Annotated in this window: 20 protein-coding genes; 11 read left to right on the top strand and 9 right to left on the bottom strand. The window is 70.0% G+C overall.

Annotation, left to right across the window (positions count from 1 at the left end):
* Positions 1-386: 386 nt before the first annotated feature.
* Complete coding sequence (locus LQ757_RS10615; protein ID WP_231047171.1) at positions 387-950, bottom strand: ArsR/SmtB family transcription factor; 564 nt, start codon at positions 948-950, stop codon at positions 387-389.
* A 65-nt stretch (positions 951-1015) separates the two neighbouring features.
* Between LQ757_RS10615 and LQ757_RS10610 the strand changes: the two genes are divergently transcribed.
* On the top strand, positions 1016-1591 hold the full coding sequence (locus tag LQ757_RS10610) for a dienelactone hydrolase family protein (protein ID WP_231047170.1): 576 nt from the start codon (positions 1016-1018) through the stop codon (positions 1589-1591).
* A gap of 83 nt (positions 1592-1674) precedes the next feature.
* Positions 1675-2223 carry a GNAT family N-acetyltransferase gene (locus LQ757_RS10605; protein WP_231047169.1) on the top strand — a complete coding sequence of 183 codons (549 nt, stop codon included), beginning with the start codon at positions 1675-1677 and terminating at the stop codon, positions 2221-2223.
* A gap of 280 nt (positions 2224-2503) precedes the next feature.
* Here the strand turns inward: LQ757_RS10605 and LQ757_RS10600 are convergent, their stop codons facing one another.
* The 4 genes from LQ757_RS10600 to LQ757_RS10585 form a co-directional block, all read right to left on the bottom strand.
* Complete coding sequence (locus tag LQ757_RS10600; RefSeq protein ID WP_231047168.1) at positions 2504-6343, bottom strand: SCO7613 C-terminal domain-containing membrane protein; 3840 nt, start codon at positions 6341-6343, stop codon at positions 2504-2506.
* The gene (locus LQ757_RS10595; RefSeq protein WP_231047167.1) at positions 6340-6588 is read right to left on the bottom strand and encodes a helix-turn-helix domain-containing protein; all 249 of its coding nucleotides are present in this window, start codon (positions 6586-6588) and stop codon (positions 6340-6342) included. The genes LQ757_RS10600 and LQ757_RS10595 overlap by 4 nt, the downstream gene beginning before the upstream one ends.
* Positions 6588-7064 (bottom strand): DUF2975 domain-containing protein, encoded by a 477-nt coding sequence (locus LQ757_RS10590; RefSeq protein ID WP_231047166.1) that lies wholly within the window; start codon positions 7062-7064, stop codon positions 6588-6590. The genes LQ757_RS10595 and LQ757_RS10590 overlap by 1 nt, the downstream gene beginning before the upstream one ends.
* Before the next feature lie 119 nt (positions 7065-7183).
* Positions 7184-7759, bottom strand: a complete 576-nt coding sequence (locus tag LQ757_RS10585) for a 1-acyl-sn-glycerol-3-phosphate acyltransferase (protein WP_231047165.1) — start codon at positions 7757-7759, stop codon at positions 7184-7186.
* Between the two features lie 167 nt (positions 7760-7926).
* Here LQ757_RS10585 and LQ757_RS10580 point away from each other — a divergent pair, with 167 nt between their 5' ends.
* Entirely contained in the window at positions 7927-8466 is a 540-nt protein-coding gene (locus tag LQ757_RS10580) for an RBBP9/YdeN family alpha/beta hydrolase (RefSeq protein WP_231047164.1), read from the top strand.
* 120 nt (positions 8467-8586) lie between these two features.
* On the opposite strand, the gene LQ757_RS10575 is transcribed toward LQ757_RS10580, so the two are convergent.
* The gene (locus LQ757_RS10575; RefSeq protein ID WP_231047163.1) at positions 8587-9612 is read right to left on the bottom strand and encodes a Vgb family protein; all 1026 of its coding nucleotides are present in this window, start codon (positions 9610-9612) and stop codon (positions 8587-8589) included.
* Between the two features lie 263 nt (positions 9613-9875).
* On the opposite strand from LQ757_RS10575, the gene LQ757_RS10570 reads away from it, so the two are divergent.
* The 5 genes from LQ757_RS10570 (at position 9876) to LQ757_RS10550 (ending at position 15950) form a co-directional block, all read left to right on the top strand.
* On the top strand, positions 9876-10448 hold the full coding sequence (locus LQ757_RS10570; RefSeq protein WP_308195606.1) for an RNA polymerase sigma factor: 573 nt from the start codon (positions 9876-9878) through the stop codon (positions 10446-10448).
* 71 nt (positions 10449-10519) lie between these two features.
* Positions 10520-11716: a hypothetical protein gene (locus LQ757_RS10565; protein ID WP_231047162.1), complete on the top strand. Its 1197-nt coding sequence runs from the start codon at positions 10520-10522 to the stop codon at positions 11714-11716.
* A 92-nt stretch (positions 11717-11808) separates the two neighbouring features.
* Entirely contained in the window at positions 11809-13182 is a 1374-nt protein-coding gene (locus LQ757_RS10560; RefSeq protein ID WP_231047161.1) for a hypothetical protein, read from the top strand.
* A 58-nt stretch (positions 13183-13240) separates the two neighbouring features.
* Positions 13241-14101, top strand: a complete 861-nt coding sequence (locus LQ757_RS10555; RefSeq protein WP_231047160.1) for a DNA-formamidopyrimidine glycosylase family protein — start codon at positions 13241-13243, stop codon at positions 14099-14101.
* 130 nt (positions 14102-14231) lie between these two features.
* Entirely contained in the window at positions 14232-15950 is a 1719-nt protein-coding gene (locus tag LQ757_RS10550; protein ID WP_231047159.1) for a cell wall-binding repeat-containing protein, read from the top strand.
* A gap of 13 nt (positions 15951-15963) precedes the next feature.
* Here LQ757_RS10550 and LQ757_RS10545 read toward each other — a convergent pair whose 3' ends face one another.
* On the bottom strand, positions 15964-16329 hold the full coding sequence (locus LQ757_RS10545; protein WP_231047158.1) for a DUF4180 domain-containing protein: 366 nt from the start codon (positions 16327-16329) through the stop codon (positions 15964-15966).
* 19 nt (positions 16330-16348) lie between these two features.
* Positions 16349-16573 carry a hypothetical protein gene (locus tag LQ757_RS10540; protein ID WP_231047157.1) on the bottom strand — a complete coding sequence of 75 codons (225 nt, stop codon included), beginning with the start codon at positions 16571-16573 and terminating at the stop codon, positions 16349-16351.
* A 193-nt stretch (positions 16574-16766) separates the two neighbouring features.
* Between LQ757_RS10540 and LQ757_RS10535 the strand changes: the two genes are divergently transcribed.
* Together LQ757_RS10535 and LQ757_RS10530 are read left to right on the top strand one after the other, a co-directional pair.
* Positions 16767-17627, top strand: a complete 861-nt coding sequence (locus LQ757_RS10535) for an Fpg/Nei family DNA glycosylase (RefSeq protein ID WP_231047156.1) — start codon at positions 16767-16769, stop codon at positions 17625-17627.
* A gap of 54 nt (positions 17628-17681) precedes the next feature.
* Positions 17682-18269, top strand: coding sequence for a GNAT family N-acetyltransferase (locus LQ757_RS10530; RefSeq protein ID WP_231047155.1), 588 nt, complete (start codon positions 17682-17684; stop codon positions 18267-18269).
* A 67-nt stretch (positions 18270-18336) separates the two neighbouring features.
* On the opposite strand, the gene LQ757_RS10525 is transcribed toward LQ757_RS10530, so the two are convergent.
* On the bottom strand, positions 18337-18900 hold the full coding sequence (locus LQ757_RS10525) for a hypothetical protein (protein ID WP_231047154.1): 564 nt from the start codon (positions 18898-18900) through the stop codon (positions 18337-18339).
* 147 nt (positions 18901-19047) lie between these two features.
* Between LQ757_RS10525 and LQ757_RS10520 the strand changes: the two genes are divergently transcribed.
* Positions 19048-19533, top strand: coding sequence for a nucleoside deaminase (locus tag LQ757_RS10520; RefSeq protein ID WP_231047153.1), 486 nt, complete (start codon positions 19048-19050; stop codon positions 19531-19533).
* Positions 19534-19583: the final 50 nt, after the last annotated feature.

The raw sequence follows: 19583 nt of genomic DNA, 5'->3' as shown, positions 1-19583 counted from the left end.
TTCCGTATGAAACCACCTCTTGCAACCAAGAGCATGCGATGATTCGTCGGCGCAGAGATAGGAAAAAGCCTTACGGCGAAGTGGCGAGCGTTGCCGTCAGCGTTGTCGTCCTCGGTATCTTCGTGATCGGACTGGCGAGTGTTTGGGTTGAGGTCGACGGCGACATGGGCGCACCCATCGATCTAGGCGGCCGTTGGGGAGAGGGCACCCTTGGGGCCGCAGTTGCTGGCTTTGGCGCGACAAGCGCAACGTTGACGGTGTACTTGATCTTCAAGATTCGATCGCTGATTCGCAACTGGCCGCGGTCGTGTCGCAGGCGATGAGCCGCGACGTGGTGGAGTTCAGGTTCAACTCGTGAGGGCGGGTAAAGCCGGCAGTGGCAGGCCTCACTCTGCGGCCGGTAGGGCCGGGTAGGCGGTGGGGTAGATGCCGATCGCGAACCCGTAGACCGTCTCGCCGGACCTCGGCAGTCGGTCGAACTCATCGACCAGTTCGGCCATGCGGTCCCAGAACTCGGAGGCCTGATCCTCCGAGATGCGCGCATGCCGGATGAAGCCCCAGAGCCTTCCCTCCTCGAACGCCGTCGCAGACTCGCGTGCAGCGACCTCGAAGTCGTTGAAGTCGCCCGACGCCGCTCCGCCGGTGGATGACGGCTCCGCCGCCACGGAGAACATGCGCGCGGTGCGCCCGTAGAAGCGTTCGTCGATCGCCCGCACCTTCCGCGTGCGCACCACCCGGAGCAAGCCGTTGCGGGTGAGCACGTCCACGTGGTGCGCGACCGTGCTCTTCGGGCGTGCGATCGCCGCCGCCAACTCGGTGACGGTCGCAGCCCGCTCGTGGAGGAGCTGCAGGATCATGGTGCGGACCGGGTGGCCGATGGCTCTCACCTGGGCCGGCTCGGTCAGTGCCATCCGATCGGCGAGCTCGTAGTCCGGAGGGTTGTCCGCCATGACCGAACAGACTAGCATCGTGGAATGATCCAAAAGAATCGATCAATCGGAGGGAAGTCGCTGACATGGCCGAAGTGCTGCTGTACCACCACATCCAGGGCCTGACCGACGGTGTGCAGGCCTTCGCCGACGACCTGCGACAGGCCGGCCATACCGTGCACACGCCCGATCTGTTCGACGGGCGCACGTTCGGCAGCATCGAGGAGGGTTTCGGATTCGCGCGCGAGACAGGGCTCGACGCCATCCGGGAGCGCGGCGCCGCCGCGGCGGAGGAGCTCGGTACTGAGCTCGTCTACGCCGGATTCTCGTTCGGCGTGATGATCGCCCAGCGATTCGCGCAGACCCGGCCCGGTGCCCGCGGGGCGCTGCTCATGTACTCTTGCATTCCGGTCGCGGAGTTCGGGGGAGTATGGCCCGAGGGGGTGCCGGTGCAGATCCACGGCAAGGAGGGCGACGAGTTCTTCGACGAGGACCTGCCGGCCGCGCACGAACTCGTCGGCTCGACGAGCCACGCCGAGCTGTTCGTCTACCCCGGCGACCAGCATCTCTTCGCCGACTCCTCGCTCGACACGTACGACCCGGAGGCGTCCGCACTGCTCATGGAGCGGGTGAAGGGGTTCCTCGCCGAGATCGGACCCTGAGGTCGGCGGTGCGTGGCGTCATCGAACTCCGGTTCGCCCTGATCGAGTGATCAGGGCGAACCGTGTCCTGCGAGGGTGACTCCATGGCACTACCGACCCCGACCTTGGAAACCGAACGCTTGCGACTTCGTCCGTTCACGGACGACGATGCCGATGCGCTCTTCGCGTTGCAGAGCGACGCCGAGGTGCTGCGCTATTGGGACTCTCCGCCGTGGGTCGACCGAGCCTCGATCGCGCGCTTCATGGACGGCTGCCGACGGATGGCGGAGGAAGGCAGTGGTGCCCGCGTAGCGATCGAGCGCGTCGCCGACCAGGCGTTCATCGGTTGGTGCACCTTCAACAGCTGGAACCCGGACTTTCGCAGCGCCTCCCTGGGCTACTGCTTCACCAAGGCGGCGTGGGGCCACGGCTATGCGACCGAGTCGGCGCGCGCCATCCTCGGATGGGCCTTCGACACGCTCGATCTCAATCGGGTCCAGTCCGAGACCGATACCCGCAACGCGGCCTCGGCCCGAGTGCTCGAGAAGCTCGACTTCGTGCGCGAGGGGACCCTGCGCGAGGACTGCATCGTCAACGGCGACGTGTCCGACACCTGGGTGTACGGACTGCTGAAGCGTGACTGGGAGCGCTGAACGCGCGAAGGCGAGCGGCGTGTCGGCCGCGTCTTCCTGCAGTGGCTGCGGTGACCGTCTACGGCAGCGTCCGGCCGCAGGCTGGGCTGCGGTTCGCAGTCGAGGTCGCCGAAGGCGAAGGCTGACACTGGATGTGAGCGAATGTCACGAACCTCTTGCATCCTGCGACGAGCGGCGTATGATCATCCTCACCACCGAAGGACGCTTCGGCATAGAAAGGCCCGACGAGTCGACAGACGCCAGGGCCTTTCACATTGTCTAGGCCCGGCCACCGCCCACCTCATCGCAGATCACCCAGCCGCGCGGCGATGCCCTGCTGGGCGCCCGCGCGCCGCTCGGTCGTGACGGCGATGATGAGCAGCACGGCGCCGACCACGGCGAGGGTGATCCACCACGGCATCGACTCGATGCCGCGGCCGATCTGCACGGCGAAGACGACCACGTTCTCGATCGGCAGCACGATGATGCCGATGAGGAACGGCGCGGCGAGCTTCCTGGCCGAGCCGACGAGGATCGCGGTCAGCGCGAACAGGATGACGAGGATGGCCCGCCACGTCTGCGGGTCGGTGAAGGTCGCCGCGATCGACGCGGAGAGCAGCACGACGAGCCCGGGGGCGAGCAGCACCCACGATCCGCGCCAACCCCCCGGCCAGGCCGCGAGCGAGCGCCGACGTACGTCATCGGTCGTTGCCGCGGCATCCCGCATCGAGTCGTCGGCCCCGCCCCGCCGAAGCGCGACCACGCCGGCCGCGAGCAGGAACAGGCCGAGCGGCACCGAGAACCACTCCACGCGCAGTTCGCGCGGGCTCCACGCGACCACCGCCGTCACGAACGCGACCGCGAAGGCGAACCACACGGGCGGCAGGCTCGTGCTGGCGGTGAGCGAGCGCACCGCCGAGAGCAGCATGACGGCCAGCAGGGCGAGCATGAGCGCCCACATCGACCAGATCTCGGGCCACTCGGTGCGGATCGCGGGCCACGCCGCGAACGCGAGGTAGACGAGCGCCGGAGCGGTCAGCCATCGCGATCGAGCGAGCGCCGAACCGGTTGGGGCGCCCGCGGCGATCGCACGCCCCGCCGTCGTCGCCGCCGCCGCGCCGATGAGGCCGACGCCCGCGCACACGAGCACGAGCGGGATGCCGACGAGGGGTGACGCGGGCATGCCGTCGACACCCAGGCGCGCGCCCTGCAGCGCACCGGCCGCGGCGGCGACGATCGCCGATGAGAAGACCGCCGGTCGCAGCGTCCGAAGCCGCGCAGCGCGCGGCGAACCGCTGTCGCCGCCTCTGCGGCCGATCATCAGTCCGATCGCGACGAGCAGCCAGGCCGCGCCGATCAGCGCCCACCCGCGCAGGTCGGCGGCGCCGTCGGCGCCGTCGCCCTCGGCGATCGAGAGCAATGAGACTCCGAGCGTCAGCAGCGTCGGCAGCACCGCGACGAGCAGCCCGGATGCCACGAGCGCGAACCCGCGCGCACCACGAGCCGTGAGCACCGCGCCGACGAGCGCTGCGGTCAGGCCCGGCGGTACGAGGAACGCCTCGATCTCGGTGACGCCGGCGAGGCCCCAAATGCTCCAGAGCGCGCCCGTGAAGCTCGCTGCAGCGAGCCACCAACCGAGCCGACGGCGCTGCACGACGGCCATCGCGGTGGCACCGAGTCCGAGCACCACGAGCACGACGAGTGTCGTCTCGAGGCCTGCCGCGAGGCGTACGAGCGAGAGCAGCACCGCGATCGCGCCGGTCGTGAGCGTCGACCACTCGATGGCGATGCGCGCGGCGCGTGATGCCACGGCGTCGAGGCCGTGACGTTCGAGCGCCCGCCCGATGGCCGCAGTCGCGGGCAGGACCGCCGCGACGATCGCCGCGATCACGGGCAGCACGACGGGGGAGGCGCTGGCGGCGAGCACCTCCGCTCCGAGGCAGACCACGACCACGGCGGCACTCGGCACGATGAGCGCCGCCGCCGCGGTGCGGAGCCCGACGCCGAGTCCGGGGCGGCGTGTGATCACGAGGGTCGCCGCGAGCAGCAGCATGAGCCCCGTCGAGAGCGCGGTCCAGCCGCTGCGCTCGAACACGACCTGCACGATGCCGATGCCGAAGGGCACGGCGGCGACCGCGAGGATCGCCCACCACGAGCGCGCTCCGACCCGCGGCAGGAACGTCGCGACGATCGCGACGAGCAGGGCGACCGCGGTCGTGAGGCACCACTGCGCGATGCCCCCGAGCGCGGTCGTGCCGAGCACCGTTGCGACGACCGACAGCGCGTAGGCGAAGCCGGTGCCGACGTAGAGGAAGCGCGCCTTCGCGGGCATTTCGAGGGCGAGCGCCGTGAGTGCCACGAGCACCGCGATTCCGGCCCACGGCTGGGTCGTGGCATCCGTGCCCGCGAGCAGCGCACCCAGCAGGATCGCAACGTGCGCTCCTCCGAGGAGTGAGCCGCCCGGGAGGGTGCCGGGGCGCACGGCGAAGATTCGCAGGGCCACGACGACCACGAGCACGAGCGTCAGCGCGATCGCGATGCGCACCCCGACGGCGAACGCAGGGGGGCAGGCGAACAGGAGCCAGGCGAGCATGCCGAGCAACGCTGCGAAGGTGCCGAGTACTCCGTCGGTCCCGCGCTGCGGAGCCGCCTCGGACGGCGCGGTCGTGAGGCGGAGCCGACGTGCGGTGATCACCGCGATCGAGGCGAGGCCGATCGCTGAGATCGCGCACGCCGACGCGACCGCGACGATGTCGCCGGTCTCGGTGAGCGGTGCCTCGTACGGCACGGGGGTGAGTGTTCCGGCGAGCGTGGTGAGGACCGCTATGGCTCCGGTGAACGCGGGAACGGCGACGGATGCCGCGACCGCGCCGAGCGCGCCGGCTGCATACGCCTGCGGCGCCACGCCGCGAAGAGCCGGCGCGAGCAGCCACGCCGCGATGAGTCCGACGTGCGCACCCCCGACGAGCACGGTGATCGCCCAGAACGCCGGCAGGTCGTCGCCGAGGCCGGTCGCGAACGGCAGCACCGCGACCGCGGCGATGCCAGTGAAGCCCGCGAGCGCGCTCCAGAACCCGCGCGCAGGGTGGCGCGACGAGAGCACGCCGAGCACCGAGATGCTCGCGAGGGTGCCCGCGACGACGAGCCAGCGGGTCGCGTTCGACGTCGCGTCGACGAACGGCACCAGCACGATGACAAGCGGCACGGCGACGATCTGCAGGAACGTGAGGGTGCGTTCCTCTGCGACGAGGCGACCGCCGAACCGCGGTGCGATGCGCCGAGCCATCGCGATGAGGCCGAACGCGGCGTACGCCGCAGCGAGGTGGCCGGCGAGTGAGGTCCCGACGTCTTCGCCTGCGTACCCGAACATCGCGGGAACGGTTGCGAGCGCGACGAGCGACGCCCAGATCCAGATGCGGATTCGTGCCAGGAGCCCGAACACCGCCATCGCGGCACCGCCGAGGAGCGTGGCGACCGCAGCGCTGAGCCATGCGCTCGCCGGGTCGGCTGCCAGCTCGACGACCGCGGCGACGTCGAGGGCCCCGAACACCAGCCCGAGACCGCCGACCGACTCCGCCGAGAAGCGCAGGCCGCGTCGGGCGAGCCACCACGCCCCGCCGAGGAACACGAACGTGATCGCCGCGATGATCGTGCTGCGCACGCCGTGGTCGGTGAGGTCGGGGTTGAAATAGGTGAAGACGACGGCGGCGACGGCGAGCAGCCCGGCGCCCGCGACGGCGAGCACCGACTGGACCGTGGCGCTCGATTCGGGACGCGCTGCGGCGGGCGTTCCCGGCGTGTTCGCGCTCGGCGGCGGCGCGATCGTGTCGGATGCCTCGGAGCCGACGGCTGCCCGAGAAGCGGGGGCCGGGACATCCATTGCCGTGACCCGGTCACCCACGGCGACCGGCACCGGAATCCGGTCGACGACCGACTGCCGGTCGCGGAGCGCCGCGGCCGCCCGCTCGGACGCGGCGACGAGCGCCGAGCCGAGCTCGGCGTCGACGAGCGCGCCGCAGGTCGGGCATCGCCCGTCGCTGAGGCGATCGCCCGAGCAGACCGGGCACACGGTCAAGTCGAGCAGGTACGCGACTGCGGCGTCGCTCCATCCGCGCGCTACGGAGGCCGTGAGCTGAGTCATGCCGACACCTCCGATTCGGCGTCGGACGCGGCATCCGTCTCATCGGGAACCCAACGCAGGATGTCGCCGGGCTGGCACTCGAGCACCCGGCAGATCGCGTCGAGCGTCGAGAAGCGCACCGCCTTGGCGCGGCCGTTCTTCAAGACCGAAACGTTCACGGGGGTGATGTCGATCGCCGCCGCGAGGTCGGCGACCGACATCTTGCGCTTCGCGAGCTCGACGTCGAGGTCGATGACGATGGGCATCAGACCACCTCGGAGAGGTCCTGCTGCAGCTGAGCGGCGTTCTTCAGCAGCCCCCGCATGACGATGACGAGGAAGGAGAGCCCCGAGCCGACGACGACGCCGAGTGCGCAGAGCAGTTGCACGGAGGGGTTGGCGACGCCGGCGGCGAACAGCGTCGCGAACGCGACGACGATGAGCAGGGTCGCGGCGATGATCGCGCCGAGGATCACGTCGACCCAGCGGAACGCGTCGGTGCTGAAGATGTTCTGCTCGCCGACCATCGACAGCAGCCGCCACACGCACACGTTCACCACTTGGATGCACAGGAGGAACAGCTCGGCGATCACGATGCCCGGCACGACGAGGTCGGCGAACTCGGGGTACACCCGGCTCATACCCTGCGCGGTCGGGGGCACGAGGAAGAGCTGGCAGGCGAGGATCAGCAGGATCATCACAGCGATGAGCGCCTTGAGAACGAGAATGGTCGGCCGTTGCATGCGATTCCTATCGATTATCGGTAGACACCTATCGAGAAACGATACACAACCGACAGGGGAAATCGATAGCGCCACACATGACGTCGACAGGCTGGAAGGCGCGGGTGCCCGACTCGGCCTCAGCCGGCGGTGTGCTCTTCGCGCAGGCGCGGCTCGACGCGCTGATCGGGGCGGACACCCGCCTTGTCGGCGTAGAAGGCACGGATGCGGTCCATGTCGGCGGCGACGTCACCGGTCAGTTCGATCGTGGGGCCGAGTCCGGTCGTCATCGTGGAGCGGTCGACGAAGCCGAGGGTGACGGGCAGGCCGGTCTCTCGGGCGATGCGGTAGAAGCCCGACTTCCAGTACTCATGCGCGCCGCGGGTGCCGTCGGGTGTGACGACGAGGCCGAAGACCTCGCCCGCACGAATCCGCGCGACGACCTCGCCGACAACGCGGCTCGGGTCGGCGCGGTCGACGGGGATGCCACCGAGCCCGCGCATCGTCGGGCCGCGCCATCCGGCGAACAGGCTCTTCTTGCCGAGCCAGCGCACGTCGATGCCGAGCCGCCAGGCGATGCCGAGCATGAGGACGAAGTCCCAGTTCGAGGTGTGCGGCGCCCCGATCAGCACGGAGGGGCGCGTGGGGGCCGTCTCGCCGGTGAGGGTCCACCGGCTGAGAGCCCAGTAGACACGGGAGACGAGGCGGCGAAGCATCCCGCAACCGTATGTGATCGCATATGTCTGCCACGGTATGCGGAGGGAGCCATCCAACCGGCACGGGGGCCGGGTCCGAGTGCTCCGTCGGCGAAATGTCCGGATATCTGCGGACGCAGGCCGTCACAGAAGATGCCGCGAGCGGCGCGGGTTGGCAGCATGAGGTCATGACTCACCTCATCGTCCCCGGCATCGGCGGCTCGGGGCCTGCGCACTGGCAGACGCTCTGGGAGCGCGACCTCAGCGCCGTCCGCATCGATCCGTCGTCGTGGGAGGAGCCGCGCCTCGACGACTGGCTCGCAGCGCTCGACCGCGCGAGCGATGAGGTCGGGCCGGGTGCGGTGATCATCGCGCACAGCATGGGATGCCTCGCGGCCGCCGAATGGGTCGCGCTCGACCCGAGCCGCGCCTCAGCGGTGTTGCTCGTCGCGCCGCCCGACCCCGACGGGCCACGGTATCCCGTCGAGGCATTCGAGTTCGCCCGCATCGGCCGTCATCCGCTCGCGCCGCCCACCCTGGTCGTGGCGAGCGAGGACGACCCATACGGGACCCGGGCGTACGCCGCCGCCCTCGCCGAGACTTGGGGCGCCGGGTTCGTCTCGGTCGGGCCTCTTGGGCACATCAATGCCGACAGCGGGATCGGAGCGTGGCCGGAGGGCCGGGAACTGCTCGACGACCTCGTCGCCGTCGCCCGCCGGGTGGCTTGAGACCTCACGCCCGACCCCCGGGATCAGCACCACCACGCCGTTCCTCTCGTCGAGGCGCAGAGCTCGACCTGAGCGCTGACGGCGCGGTGGTGCATCCGATCGGTGAATCGGCTTTCGCGGCTACTGGGCCTGCAACGTGCCGATCTTGTTCGCCGCCCGCATGGCGTACCACGGGTCGCCGCCGGGCGCCACGGTGATGCCGGCCGGATCGCTGTTCTTGACCGTCTTGCCTTGGGTGATGACGCCCGCATTCGTGACGCTGGCGGCGTTGCCCTCGGTCTCCTGGGTGAACCAGATCGTGCCGTCGGGCGCCGCCGCGATACCTGAGGGACCAGTAGCGTCGACCGGGAAGTACGTCACGCTGTTCGCATCGGCTGGATCGAGGAATCCCACGCCCTGCGGCGAGAGCAGCGTGATGAATCGCACGGCGAACCAGACCTTTCCATCTACGGGCGAGACCGTGATGGCACGCGCCGCGGGGTCGACGACGGTTCGCGTGACCACGCCGGTGACGGCGTCGATGCGCGCGATGTTGGTGGTGAGGTCGACGTTGGCCTGGGGTTCGGTGAACCAGGCGTTGCCCGCCGCATCGACCGCCACATCGGACGGGTTGCTGGCCGCGAACGAGACGAACGTTCCGCCGACGCTGTCATAGCGCCAGACCACGTCGTTGTTGAAGTCGGTGATGAAGACGAAGTCGCCGTGCACGGCGAGGCTGCCGGCGAGCGCGCTGCTGTTCGGCATCGCGACCGGCGCCTCGAACGCCTGCGTCTGCACGTTGAACCGCATGAGCGTCGCGTCGTTGGAGGTGATGTAGACGAGGTCGCCCTGCCCCTGCTCGATGTCGGTGAGGATGCAGAAGTTGCATCCGTCGGCCAGGATGGCCTCGAACTCCGTGATCACGCCGGCGGGGGTGATGCGACCGATCTTCGCCGGCGCTGCCGTGAACTCGGTGCCCTCGGTGAACCAGCGATTGCCATCGGAGCCGTTGGTGATGTCGCGCGGCTCGCTGTTGGCCGTCGGCACGCGGAACTGCTTCAGCTTCGCGCCAGGTGCGGCGACCGCCGCTCCCGCGGACAACGCGAGTCCTGCCGTGAGTGTCGCCGCCAGCGCTGCCGTCAGCACCCGGCCCATTCGTCGTGACATGTGGATTCCCCCTGACCCGGCCGCACGAGGTATGCCCGAAAACGCCTGCGGCGTAGCGAGAGACGGGCAGCAGAGCACCCGGAGGCGAGGTTCACCCGAGGGCGCATTCGCAGCGTATGGCAGACCGCGCGATCCCGCTAGGCCGCATCGATGGCGGCAACTGGCAGGATCCCTCGTTGGCCCCCGGCCGCGCCGGACCAGCGGTTCCAGAGCAATCGGCGCATCCCGTGCAAGACTCGCGCCAGGCGCGACACATACATGGCGTGAGGATCGCCAGTGCCACAGCAGCCGCCGATGTGACCGAGGGGGTGGCGATGCCCGAGGGCGCCGACTCGCCCGTGATGAGTGCCGAGGTGGACTGGTTCACCGCAGTCGTCCGCGAGCACTCGACGGCGCTCGTGCGCTACTTCGCCCGTCGCGGGCCGCGCCAGGACGCCGAGGACCTCGCGGCCGAGGTCTTCGCGACCGCCTGGCGTCGTCGTGACGACGTGCCACGGGAGGCCGTGCTGCCGTGGCTCTACCGTACGGCGGGGTTCACGCTCGCGAACCACCGCCGCAAGCATATCGACCTCCCGGTCGACGAGGTGCCAGAGACCGGCGCCGCGCGCGTCAGCGAGGACCCCGAACTGAGCGTGCTGTTCGACGCGGAACTCCGAGGTGCGCTCGCGAGCGTCGGCGGACGCGACCGGCAGATCCTGCTGTTGCACGCATGGGAGGGCCTCGACGGGGAGGAACTCGCCGAGGTGCTCGGCATCTCCCGATCGGGAGCCGATGCCGCGCTCTCGCGGGCTCGCAAGCGCCTGCGCGAGGCGTGGGGCGAGCGGCTGTCGTTCTAGGCGCTCCTGCATGATTCCGGTTCTCCTGCACATATCCGTAGGTGAACCGCACTCATGGAGGGCTGATCGACATGAACGACCACGGCGAACTCGACCTGACCTCGGAGCGTGCCGGCGGCCACCGGCGCTGGCGCTTGATCGCCGCGGTCGCGGCGTCGATCGCGATCGTCGGTGCCGCCGGATACGGCCTCGGAACGTCGACAGGCGGGGCGACGAGTCTCGCGGATGGCGCTGCGCCGCCGATCTCGCTGCAGCCCGGTGGCCCTGAGTCGAGCACGATGCAAGGCGGACCCGTGATCGCCCCTGGCATCGCGACCGACCAGGAGACGATGTCATCCAGCTTCGCGGCCGACGACTTCGCGTACCCCAACGGCTACGGCCGGGACCAGTTCAGCGCCTCCGGTCTCGCCACCGACGACGGCACCGCAGGCACGTATGCCTTCGACGCGCGCGCCGCGTCGAACATCGAGACGGCCAGCCTGCTCGCCGCAGCGCTCGGTGTCGAGGGAACTCCTGAGCTGAAGGACGACAGCTGGACGGTCGGGCAGCAGGGCGGCACCGACCCGCACGTGAGCATCGGCCCCGACGGCGCGTCCCACTTCTTCTACACGAACCCGCCGATCGACCCGTACTACTGCCTCGACGACGCAGGCGTCACCGTGCCGTGCGAGGCAACGGGCGATATTCCAACCGAGGAGGCCGCGATCGAAGCGCTGCGGTCACTCATCATGTCGGTCGGTCACGACCCGAACGCCTTCGAATTCGAATCGGTGACGTCCGACGGGGATCAGGCGATGGCGCGGAGTGCCCAGGCATGGCTCGTCGTCGATGGGCAGCGCTTCGGCATGGCGTGGTCGCTGGAGCTCACGAACGACGGAGTGCTGGGCGCTCGGGGCGCATTGGCCCCGATCGTCCCCCTCGGCGACTACCCCGTTGTGAGCGAGCAGGAGGGCTTCGAACGCCTCTCCGACCCTCGATTCAACCCCCAGCTTGGGTTCACGCCGTTCGACGGTCCTGCGCTCGTGGTGAGCGAAGGCGGAATGCTCGTGACGCCGACCAAGCCTCCCGCAACCCCGACCGAGGGCACCTCGCTCTCGTGGCCCGTGAACGAGGTCGAGATCGTGAGCGCCCGCCTCGGGCTCGCGAGCCAGTGGCAGCCCGACGGCAGCGTGCTCGTGATTCCGGCATACGAATTCACCGATGCCGAGGGCGGCACGTGGTCGGTCATCGCGGTAGCCGATTCGATGCTCGACTTCGTTTCGGACTAGCCAGGCGCTCCGACATGGCAGGCGCTCCTGCAAGATACGGCCCCTTCCGCACATATCCGTAGGTGAACCGCACTCACGGAGGCTGATCAGACATGAACGACCACGACGAACTCGACCCGGTGGCGCGCCTGCGCGCTGCCGACCCTGCGGGCGATGTCGAACCCCGTGAAGGATTCGCCGACGAGGTCGTCGCTCGCGTGACCGCCGAGGCGACGGCCGATCAGGGCGCTGAGACGTCGGCCGGTTCGGCACCCGTGACCGACATCGCCGCCGCACGCGCCCGCCGCCGCCCGCGCTGGCTCCCGATCGCCGCGGTCGCAGCGTCCATCGCGATCGTCGGTGCCGCCGGATACGGCATCGGATCGACGACGGGCGGGGCGACGAACCTCGCCGACGGTGCCGCCCCGCCGATCTCGCTGCAGGGTGATGCCGGCACGAGCGGCGGCGAGGCAGCGAGTGGTGCGATGCCGGGTGGCGGACCCACCGACGCTGCGGCGGACCAGGCATTCAGGGACACGGGGGCGGCCACCACCGACATGCTGTACCCGTATCCATTCGGAGGCCGCAACAGCTTCAGCTCGTCGGGCCTCTCCACTGAGGAGGGCGCGGCCCCTGCGTACGCGTACGACGCACGCGGCGCATCGAGCGCCGAGACGATCAACGCGCTCGCCGCCGCGCTCGGCACCGACGGATCAGCCGTGCTCAAGGACGGCGCATGGTCGGTCGGACCGCAAGACGGCACCGCTCCCTACCTCGGGGTGAGCCTCGACGGCACGCTCAGCTTCTGGTATTCGAACCCGCAAGTCGACCCGTGGGCGGCGTGCGGCAAGGGCGTCGCCGTCGACGACACCGTGACCGTCGACCCCTGCGCGCCGCCGGCGGACCTGCCCAGCGAGGATGCCGCGATCGAAGCCCTGCGCTCGATCATCGTCGCGACGGGTCGCGACCCGGAGACGTTCGAATTCACCTCGGACACCTGGGAGGGCGCGATGGCCCGTCCGGCACAGGCTTGGCCGGTCGTCGACGGACAGCGCATCGACCAGAGCTGGTCTCTCGAACTCACCTCGCAGGGCGTGTACAGCGTCTCCGGAGCCCTGGCGCCGATCATCGCCCTCGGCGATTACGACATCATCAGCGAGCAGGAGGGCTTCGAACGCCTTTCGGATCCGCGGTTCGGCGCCCAGATGGGGATCATGCCGTTCGCCGCTCGCGAGCAGGCGGCGATCGAAGGCGAGCAGTGGGTGGCTCCGACCGAGCCGCCCGCGACCCCGACCGAGGGCGCCTCGCTCTCGTGGCCCGTGAACGAGGTCGAGATCGTCAGCGCGCGCCTCGGTCTCGCGAGCCAGTGGCAGCCCGACGGAAGCGTCCTCGTGGCTCCGGCCTACGAGTTCACCGATGCCGACGGCGGCACGTGGTCGGTCATCGCCGTCGAAGATTCGATGCTCGACTTCGATTCGCAGCAGTAGCGCGGATGCTCCGGCGCCGGCCCTTCCCCGGCGCCGGTCGGCATGCAAGGCTGGGCGCATGCCAGAGTCGCCCGAGGTGCAGGCGCTCGTCGACGATCTCGGCGCACGGCTGACCGGCCGCGAGATCAGCGACGTCGACGTCGTGGAGTTCCGTGTCGAGAAGACGCGCGGGCGTCCACCCTCGTCGCTCGTCGGCGAACGGGTGCGGGGTGCTTCGCGACGCGGCAAGCACGTCGACATCGGTGTCGGCGACACCCAGCACCTGGTCGTGTCGCTCGGCCGCCATGGGTGGGCCCGGTATCGCGTCGAAGGCGGGGACGTTCCACCGACGGATGACCCTGCCGGCGTCGCCCCGCCGACGCTCATCGCGTTCACCCTCGACGACGGCGAGGTGCTCGAATTCACGGATGCCGGCGACTGGGTGTCGCTCGGCTGCTGGGTCGTCGACGATCCGACCGACGTGCCGGCGATCGCGAAGCTCGGCCCCGACCCTGTGGACCCCGGTTTCTCGCGGGCGGACTTCGACCGAGCGATGGTCGGGCGGCGCAAGCAGGTCAAGGCGGTCCTTCAGGAGCAGGAATCGCTCGCCGGCATCGGCAACGCCTACTCCGACGAGATCCTGCACGTGGCGAAGCTCTCGCCGGTCGGGCACGCCGCAGCCTTGACTCCCGACGAGCTCGACCGACTCTTCGACTCGACTGTCGGCGTCGTCGTGCACGCGACCGATGCGCGTCGTGGAGTTCCGATCGACGGGCTCAAGCCGGCGAAGATCGCGGCCATGAGGGTGCACGGCCGGACGGGCGAGGCGTGCCCGGTGTGCGGCGACACGATCCGCGATTTCTCGTTCGCGAGCACCACTGCACAGTACTGCCCGACCTGCCAGACCCACGGTGAGCTGCTGCCTCTGAAATCGCAGTAGCCGTCGACGCATCCTCGGTGCATCGCGCGGCCTCCTCGATGTCGTCGAGGCGGACCCGTACACTGCGAAGGGCGAACGTCAGGAGGGGACGCTGTCGGCGGCCGTCGTTCGCAAGGGGGAGGGGTCCTTCATGCGTCGCAGGCTGCGAGCGGGGGTCGTCGCGATCGCAGCGGCCGCGATCATCGGATTCGGAACGACTCTTCCGGCCGAGGCCTTCGAGCCGGTACCCGGTCAGGGGGAGGCGCCCGCCGTCACGGTGTCACCGACCGCGCCCGGCGGGCCGGGATCGGAGCAGCCGCTTCCTGCGGAGCCGACGACGGAAGCACCGATCCCCGCTGGTCCGGAAGCGCCGACCACCGACTCGCCGATGCCGTCGCCGCCGCCCCCGCTGCCGACGGCCCCGACCGAACACCAACCGGATCCGGATCCGGAGCCCGACCCACTGGCGCCCCCAGGTGATCCGGTCGAGCCCGACCCGACGATCCCGCCCCTGCACGCGGCGCTCACCGACATCACGCCGTTCGCCCCGGGCGCACACCGCCTGGCCGGAGCCGACCGATACGAGACCGCGGTCGCGATCTCGCAGCGGTTCGCACCGGTGGTGCCGGTGCTCTACGTCGCGACCGGCGCGGACTTTCCCGATGCGCTGACCGCAGCGGCCGCAGCGGCGCACCAGGGCGGACCACTGCTCCTGACACGAGCAGATGCGCTACCTGTCGTGGTGCGCGAGGAGATCGGGCGCCTTGCGCCCGCGCGCATCGTCGTGGCCGGCGGCGAAGCAGTCGTCGGCTCCGCGGTCTACGACGAACTCGCGACGATGACGCCCAGCATCAGCAGGGTCGGCGGGAGTGATCGCTTCGAGACCGCGGAACTCCTCATCGCCGGAGCCTTCACCGCGTCGACCCAGGCCTTCGTTGCGACGAGCCGCGACTTCCCCGACGCACTCGCCGCATCTGCCGCGGCCGGACGGCTCGACGCACCGGTGTTCCTCGTGGACGGGCTCTCGGGGTCGGTTCGACCGAGTACCGTCGCCGCCCTGCGAAACCTCGGAGTGCAGACCGTGCGGATCGCGGGCAGCACGGGCGCGGTCGGCGCAGCGGTCGGGCAGCAATTCGCCCTGAACGGCTTCACCGTGATGCGCCACCAGGGCGTCGATCGGTACTTGACTGCTGCTGCCATCAATGAGGCCGTGTTCGGAGGTGTCGTGTCGCTGTCGAGCGCGTTCATCACCACCGGCAGCGGTTTCGCCGATGCCCTCGCGGGTGCGGCACTCGCAGGCGGGATCGGCGCACCGCTCTACCTCACCCGCAGCGAGTGCATTCCCCACGTGGTGTCGGTCGCCCTCAACGAGCGCGCCCCGGCGGCGCGCGTGGTCCTCGGCGGCACCAATGTGGTCAGCGATGCGGTCGAGCAGGGCACGGCATGTGCGATGGTGTGGGCGAAACCGGCAGTCGGCCGCATCACCGGGGCGTTCGGTCCCCGCGCCCCGATCTGCACGCCCGGTGGATGCTCGCAGTCGTTCCATCGGGGCATCGACCTCGGCACCGGCTGCGGGGCGCCGATCTACGCCGCCTCAGGTGGGCGGGTCACCAGTGCAGGCTGGCTCGGGACCTACGGCAACTGGGTGAAGATCGCTCACGGCTCGGGCATCGACACCGGCTACGCCCACCTCGCCAATGGCGGGATCCTCGTCCGGGTCGGCCAGCTCCTTCGCGCCGGCCAGCAGGTCGGCTGGTCGGGTGCGACCGGTGCCGCGACCGGGTGCCACCTGCACTTCGAGGTCTACCAGGGCGGAGTCCAGATCGATCCCGCCCCGTTCATGGCGCTTCGTGGAATCCGGCTCGGATGAGCCGGCGCGCGGGTCAGCGCACCCCTGCGAGCTTCGCCTCGAGCGCGGCATCGTCGGCGACGAACCACACCTGCGCGCCGCGGTTCGATTCCCACACGTAGTCGCGCAGTGCTGCGCTGGCGTCGACGTGCTGGGCGATGTCGCCGACGACCGCGAGGCGCAGTCGGTAGTTGACGAGCTTCTGGGTGATCTCGCCGGCGATGCCGGTGCGGAGGTCGAAGAACGCGGGGTCGAGTCGTTCGACGGGCACCGCGACGAGCTCGGCCTGATTCGCCCAGGCGTCGCCCACGAGGTCTGCGGCGTCGTCGGGTGTCGAGATCGGGGCGCCTTCGGCTGCGATGTGGAGGACTCGGATGCCGGTGCTCTCGTCGATGCGCATGGATCGACCCTAGTGACCCTCAGCCCATGGAGTCGAGCGCTGCCGCGTCGAGGCACGTGACGTCGCTGATCAGGCCATACGGGTACTCGTCTTGGCCGAAGACGATCTCGACGGCCTGACCGGCGCGGACGTCGTGTCGCGCAACGTGTTCGAAGTGAATCGGCTCGCTCTGGGGGCTGTGGTACAGCGTGAAGCCGAGGCTGACATCCAACGTCGCACAGTCGGCCTCGGTGAACACCGCCATCTGCCATGGCCTCGATCGTGTCGCCGGCCGCCGTCGCCGCCTGGGTCGCGAAGCCCGCCATCGCGAAGGCTCCCACGGTGATCAACGCCACACCTGCCTCGCGGAGTTCGGGTCCACAGGCTGATCGTAGGGCCACCCAGCGACACCGGAAAGTTCGTTCGCAGATGTCGTCGGCCGGTGCCACGATGGGGGAGTGCCTGAACTTCCCGAGGTCGAAGCGCTCGCGCGGTACCTGCGCGAGTTCGCCGTCGGGCGCGCCGTCGCGTCGGCGAGTGTTGCGGCGATCGCGGCGCTCAAGACGTTCGACCCGCCCCTCACCGACCTTGCAGGCCGACAGGTCGTCGCAGTGCATCGGCATGGCAAGTTCATCGACCTCGACGCAGCGGGCCTGCACCTCGTGTTCCACCTCGCCCGCGCGGGCTGGTTGCGCTGGTACGACGAGGTGCCGAAGACGCTCATCAAGCCGGGCAAGTCGCCGATCGCCCTGCGAGTGCGCCTCGACGACGGCTCGGGATTCGACCTCACCGAGGCGGGCACCAAGAAGTCGCTCGCGGTGTACGTCGTGCGCGATCCGGCGGAGATCCCCGGCATCGCGAGGCTCGGTCCCGACCCCACGTCGGCCGATTTCTCGCTCGCCGACTTCGCCGAGATCCTGCGCGACCGCCGCACGCGCATCAAGGGGCTCCTCCGCGATCAGTCGGTGTTCGCGGGGGTCGGCAACGCGTACTCCGACGAGATCCTGCACACCGCGAAGATGTCGCCCTACGCGCTCGCCGCGAAGCTCGGCCCCGACGACGTCGAGAACCTGTACCACGCGATGCGCGGCACCCTCGAGCAGGCGATCGCCGAGGCATCCGACAAGCGACCCGACGAGCTGAAAGACAACAAGCGAAGCCATATGCAGGTGCACGGCCGCACTGGTCAGGCGTGCCCCGTGTGCGGCGACATCGTGCGCGAAGTCATCTTCGCCGACTCGACGTTCCAGTACTGCCCGACCTGCCAGACTGGCGGCAAGCCGCTCGCCGACCGCGTGCTCTCCCGTCTACTGAAATGACGGTGCCGAGCACGGGCCGCTGCGGCGTCGGTGGCTGCTGCGAGACTGGCGGGGATGACCGACGAACTCTTCTCCGAACGACTGCTGCTCCGACCGCTCACGCTCGACGATGTCGACGACTACTTCCGCGTCTACGGCGACGCGCGCACCTGGCAGCACCTGCCGGGTCGGCGTCACACGAATCGCGGCGAGTCCGCGCGAGCCATCGAGCGCTCGATGCTGAGCCGCCGAACCGCGGGCTTCGGGCACTGCGCGGTGGTGCTGCGCGAGCCGGTCGGCGCGCTCCGCGCGGGGATGTTCGTCGGGTCGGCCGGTGCCGCGATGCTCGAGTTCGATGCGTGGAACCTCGGGTACCGGTTCGCGCCCGAGGCGTGGGGCAACGGGCTCGCGACCGAGGCGGCCGGCCTCGCGCTCGCCGCCGCGCAATCGGTCCGACCCGAGACGCCGGTCACCGCCCGGGTTCTCACGAACAACCGCTCCTCGGTGCGCGTGCTCGAGCGACTCGGTCTCGAACTGGCGTGGCAGGGCGCTTCGAGCGCGACTGCCCAGGGGCCCGACGACACGACCCACCTCGAGCGGCTGGTCTTCGCCGATCGCGCGCTCGACGACGCGACGCTCGAAGCGGTGATCGCGCTCGGGTGAGTCCACCGTCCGCGAGGTCGGTCGCGCGCGGTGCCGGCCATGGGGTCGCCGGCCCCGCGCGCGAGTCTCAGATGCGTTGACCCGAGTCCGCGTCGGGGCGCTGCGCCGGGTCGCGCACGGGCTCGTCGGCGACGTGCCGGGAGCCGACATCGTCGTGCCCGCCGTGCGTCGGGGCTCCCGAATCATGAGCTGCCTGTTCGCGGGCGGTCTGATCGCGGGCGGCCTCATCACGGGCGGTCTCGTCGCGGGCGGCCGCGGTCTCGTCGGTGCCGATGTCGGGGTCGACCTCGTCGGCCTTGGTCAACCGCTCGTCGGTCTCGGTGCGCAACTGCTGGGCGTCGGCGCGATGCGACGCGCTCTCCTGCGTCAGGCGCTCGGCCTCGAGCTTGGCCTGCATCGCCTCGGCCTCGGCTTGCTTCGCCGCTGCTGCAGCGCTCACCGCATCGGCCTCGCGTTCGCGCCGCTCGACATCGGATTCGTACGCGGTCTGGCGCAGGTCGGCCGCCTTGCGGCGCTCGGACTCCAGCTTCGCCTCGCGGCGCCTGCGGCTGGTGACCAGCATGGCGACCACGATGATCGCGATGACGACGGCTACGGCGACGATGATCCAGATGATCGTGCTCGTTTCCACGGTGAACCGCCTCCTCGAGTTGGGATTCGATCCAGCCAAGCGCGGAGAATCGGTTGTGCGCAATGCCTTGCCAAACGACCGGGAGTGGTGCATTATGCCGTCGCCGCGTGCAGCCTGCGCGGATCGCGGGTGCGGCAGACTTCATCCATGACCGTTTCCGAACAGGACCTCAGGCATCTGCGCCGCGCAGTCGACCTCGCCGCCGAGGCTGCGGCGGCGGGCGACGGCGCATTCGGCTCGGTGCTCGTCGATGCCGACGGCGTCGAGCGATTCGCTGATCGCAACCGCGAGCTCGCCACCGGCGACCCCACCCGGCACCCCGAGTTCGAGATCGCCCGGTGGGCGGCCGGGCACCTCACGCCCGCCGAGCGTGCGGCGGCGACCGTGTACACCTCGGGCGAGCACTGCCCGATGTGCGCGGCAGCGCATGCATGGGTCGGTCTCGGGCGCATCGTCTTCGCCGTCAGTTCGACGCAGATCAGCGATTGGCGTGCCGAATGGGGTGCACCGGCGTCGCCCGTCGCCGTGCTGCCGATCTCTGCCGTGGCACCTGACATCACGGTCGAGGGTCCGGTTGACGAGTTCGGCGCCGAGGTGCGCGCACTGCTCGCCGGCCCGATCGCCGACACCTGAGGCGCACATCGCGACTCGGAACGAGCATCCGCTCGGCCCGACGCGCCCTA

The sequence above is a fragment of the Agromyces cavernae genome, from assembly GCF_021044935.1.
Classification (GTDB): domain Bacteria; phylum Actinomycetota; class Actinomycetes; order Actinomycetales; family Microbacteriaceae; genus Agromyces; species Agromyces cavernae.
The sequence above is the reverse complement of the archived record's forward strand: the minus strand, read 5'-3'. Positions and strand labels throughout refer to the sequence as shown.

Coding starts and splice junctions, on each gene's coding strand:
- LQ757_RS10615 (WP_231047171.1), bottom strand. CDS start 950: ATGGCGGACAACCCTCCGGACTACGAGCTCGCCGATCGGATGGCACTG.
- LQ757_RS10610 (WP_231047170.1), top strand. CDS start 1,016: ATGGCCGAAGTGCTGCTGTACCACCACATCCAGGGCCTGACCGACGGT.
- LQ757_RS10605 (WP_231047169.1), top strand. CDS start 1,675: ATGGCACTACCGACCCCGACCTTGGAAACCGAACGCTTGCGACTTCGT.
- LQ757_RS10600 (WP_231047168.1), bottom strand. CDS start 6,343: ATGACTCAGCTCACGGCCTCCGTAGCGCGCGGATGGAGCGACGCCGCA.
- LQ757_RS10595 (WP_231047167.1), bottom strand. CDS start 6,588: ATGCCCATCGTCATCGACCTCGACGTCGAGCTCGCGAAGCGCAAGATG.
- LQ757_RS10590 (WP_231047166.1), bottom strand. CDS start 7,064: ATGCAACGGCCGACCATTCTCGTTCTCAAGGCGCTCATCGCTGTGATG.
- LQ757_RS10585 (WP_231047165.1), bottom strand. CDS start 7,759: ATGCTTCGCCGCCTCGTCTCCCGTGTCTACTGGGCTCTCAGCCGGTGG.
- LQ757_RS10580 (WP_231047164.1), top strand. CDS start 7,927: ATGACTCACCTCATCGTCCCCGGCATCGGCGGCTCGGGGCCTGCGCAC.
- LQ757_RS10575 (WP_231047163.1), bottom strand. CDS start 9,612: ATGTCACGACGAATGGGCCGGGTGCTGACGGCAGCGCTGGCGGCGACA.
- LQ757_RS10565 (WP_231047162.1), top strand. CDS start 10,520: ATGAACGACCACGGCGAACTCGACCTGACCTCGGAGCGTGCCGGCGGC.
- LQ757_RS10560 (WP_231047161.1), top strand. CDS start 11,809: ATGAACGACCACGACGAACTCGACCCGGTGGCGCGCCTGCGCGCTGCC.
- LQ757_RS10555 (WP_231047160.1), top strand. CDS start 13,241: ATGCCAGAGTCGCCCGAGGTGCAGGCGCTCGTCGACGATCTCGGCGCA.
- LQ757_RS10550 (WP_231047159.1), top strand. CDS start 14,232: ATGCGTCGCAGGCTGCGAGCGGGGGTCGTCGCGATCGCAGCGGCCGCG.
- LQ757_RS10545 (WP_231047158.1), bottom strand. CDS start 16,329: ATGCGCATCGACGAGAGCACCGGCATCCGAGTCCTCCACATCGCAGCC.
- LQ757_RS10540 (WP_231047157.1), bottom strand. CDS start 16,573: ATGGCGGTGTTCACCGAGGCCGACTGTGCGACGTTGGATGTCAGCCTC.
- LQ757_RS10530 (WP_231047155.1), top strand. CDS start 17,682: ATGACCGACGAACTCTTCTCCGAACGACTGCTGCTCCGACCGCTCACG.
- LQ757_RS10520 (WP_231047153.1), top strand. CDS start 19,048: ATGACCGTTTCCGAACAGGACCTCAGGCATCTGCGCCGCGCAGTCGAC.